At 66.9% G+C, this 3,016-nt stretch carries 2 protein-coding genes; one reads left to right on the forward strand and one right to left on the reverse strand.

Annotated features, from left to right (window positions below; all coding sequences use genetic code 11):
- On the reverse strand, positions 1 to 1,421 hold a 1,421-nt coding region (locus ACY45C_RS19180; RefSeq protein ID WP_462188958.1), incomplete at its 3' end, for a TIR-like protein FxsC.
- 587 nt (positions 1,422 to 2,008) lie between these two features.
- Between ACY45C_RS19180 and ACY45C_RS19185 the strand changes: the two genes are divergently transcribed.
- Positions 2,009 to 3,016, forward strand: a 1,008-nt coding sequence (locus ACY45C_RS19185; protein WP_462188959.1) for a radical SAM protein, incomplete at its 3' end; no start/stop codon positions are given.

Raw genomic sequence — 3,016 nt, forward strand, 5'->3', positions numbered from 1 at the left:
TTGTTCGGCAGGGTGCTGGCGAGGGTCTCGAACAGCCGTTCTCTGTTTTCGTGCGTCTCCTCGTCGTCCGGATTCCAGGGCACGAGCACCCCGGTCGTCGGTTCGTTCCGCTGGTCGTATTCGAGCAGCGCGGTACGGAACGGTTCCATGGTGGCGGTCCACAGATCGACGATGAAGACGACGATCTCGTTGCGCGTGCGCGACCGCTTGAGCAGCGTGGAGATGCCGGTCTGCAGCATGACGATGTCCGAAGACATCTCCTGGCCCGCGGCGATGAACTGGGCGGAGACGCAGACCCGTTGCTTGTGATGCGGATGGTAGGGCTTCCACTCGTCGTACTGGCTGCCGTAGTAGCTCAAGTGCCGGCGCAGGGCGGCGAGTTCGCTGGCCGAGGTCACGGCGAGAACGAAGGTGACTCGCTTCAGACCGCCGACGTGGTCGGCCGGCTCCGGGCCGGCTTCCTGCGTGCGGACAGCGGTGGAAGGTCCGTCCCGGTCACCACGGGGCCCAATGTACGTGGCCGGCCCGGTTCCCGCCGTCGACTCGAGGATACTTGTCGGCCCGGTCACCGGGTGTGTCGTGGGTTCGGTACCGGCCAGACCCGTGCCCTGGTCTGCCTCTGCCTCGGTCGAGGCCACCGAGTGCGGCGGCGGGACCGGGTCCTGGATCAACTCCGGCACCTCGGACCGAGGCGGGACAGGGCGCCGGTCACCCCATTGATCAAACGCGCTGGGCACGGTGTCGAAGCCGGGGATCTCCGCCATGGGCGGCAGAGCGGTCTCTGCCGCGAGTCGTACGATCCGATCGGACAAAGCTACCAGGAACTCCTGGTACTCGTCGTGGTTCCGGTTCAGCTGGAGAAGATACCGTAAGCCGAACTTGGCGTACTCCTGGCCGAGATCTTCGTGATTGTACTGCAGCCGGGCCAGAATCGAGGGCGGCGGGCGTAAGGGGATCCACATCACTGGTAGGAGGACGGGTGCCCGCCCCGCGCCCGTCTCCTCCAGGTGGCGGAGGCGGTCCTCGAAAACTTGCCATTCCCGGCCGCAGTACTCACTTGTAAAAAAGGTGGGGGAGCATATGGCGACGAAAGTTCGGCAGCGGGCCAACGCCGAGGCGAGTTCCCGTGACCAGGCGTCGCCCGGTCGGATACTCGAGGTATCGAGAAACCCCACCTCGTCTGCCCTCGGATGCCCGCAGCGGGCCCGGACCTCGTGCCGCAGATCCCGGAAGAAGCGGGCGAGAAACGGGCCGTCCTCGCCGTCCGCGCGGGCGTAGCTGAGAAAGAAGTACAGCGGCGGCCCGTCCGTCGCCTCAGGCATGTCCGTCGGCATCGGGCCCGGCAGGCCGGTCGAACCGTAGTCGGTCTGGCCGACCGGGGGCATCGGAGCGGTCTTTTCCGGTACGAGGCGGTCGCTCACCCCTCGATCTGTGAATGATCTCCCCCGGCACCGAGGCCCCCTCTTTCCAACACGGTGTGGCCGGAACGCGCTGCGACCACACGTCACAACCTGTGCGGGTGCAGGCAAGTGAGAACTGAGTCTACGGCGTGGTCTCCCAGCCGGTTGTCGTCTAGATTTCAGGTGTGGACGGCGGTGACCGGCGGCAAAGTGCAGCAGGCGCTGCGGTGTCAGGTGCCGCTCTCGTGGTCTGTCCGGGAAACCAGCAAAGGACGGGATGGGGGACCGGCGGATCCGGGTCGATGTCGTCGTCGCCGGGCAGGCCCGGACGACGGTTCGTGCCATGGTTCGGATAGCGCGCACCACACCGCGACCCAGGTTAGATTGGATGACAGGGGTGGCGGAGGAGGTCAGCGGGTGAACGAGTCGTCCGACATCGAGACGCTCCTGCTCGAGGTGAGCGAGATAGTTCCTCTCGAGGCGAGGGCCACGGAATTTCCCGTGTTGAGTTGGGGGCTACGACGGGTCTGTCGCGAGGCGGCGAGGTCGTCGCCCCCGTCGAGTGGGTTCAGCTCCAGGATCCTGAAACAGGATGACGGACAGCCGGGGTGTCCACCATAACGACCGGGACCGCGGGGGGGTGGCCATATGGCTTCCTGCGCCACGACGTACTCGGCCGATCGGGCTGGCGGGCAATGCCCTTCAGCCAGTTCGTGCTGAAGGTGCACAGCCGCTGCAATCTTTCCTGCAGCTACTGCTATGTCTACCACCAGGCCGATCAGGGCTGGCGGGGGCAGCCGCTCGTCATGAGCCCGCAGCTCGTGGCGGCCGCGGCCGCGCGGGTCGGGGAGCATGCCCGCCGTCACAATCTGCCCGCGGTGAAGGTGATCCTGCACGGCGGCGAGCCGCTGCTTGCCGGCGCCGAGCTGCTGGAGTCGGTCGTCATGGCGTTCCGCGCCGCCGCGCCGCCGGGTACGGACGTCACGTTCAGCCTGCAGACCAACGGCGTGCTGCTCGACGAGAGGTTTCTCGATCTCTGCCGCACCCATACGATCATGGTGGGCGTGAGCGTCGACGGCGCCCTCGCGCACCACAACCGCCGGCGGGTGCTGCGCAATGGCGCGGAGAGCCTCTCCGGCACCGTGGCCGGACTCGAACGACTCACCTCCGATCGCTTCCGGGCCGTTTTCGGCGGACTGCTCGGCGTCGTCGATCCGACGAGTGACCCGCTCGAGGTCTACGAGAGCCTGCTCGCCTGGCGGCCACCCGCCGTCGACTTCCTCCTGCCCCACGGGAACTGGACGACCCGCCCACCCGGCCGGCCGGCGGACGAGCAGGCCACGCCTTATGCCGACTGGCTCATCACGCTGTTCGACCGTTGGTACTCCGCGCCCGAGCACGAGACCAATCTCAGGCTCTTCCAGGAGATCATCACGCTCCTGCTCGGCGGCCACAGCCAGGTGGAGACGGTGGGGCTCTCGCCGTCCACCGTCGTCGTCCTCGAGACCGACGGCTCGATCGAGCAGGTCGACGCCCTGAAATCCGCCTATCACGGGGCGGCATCGACGGGTCTGCATGTGATCCGGGATGATTTTGACCGAGTGTTGCGGGGTCTT

The sequence above is a fragment of the Frankia sp. CcWB2 genome (assembly GCF_977927585.1).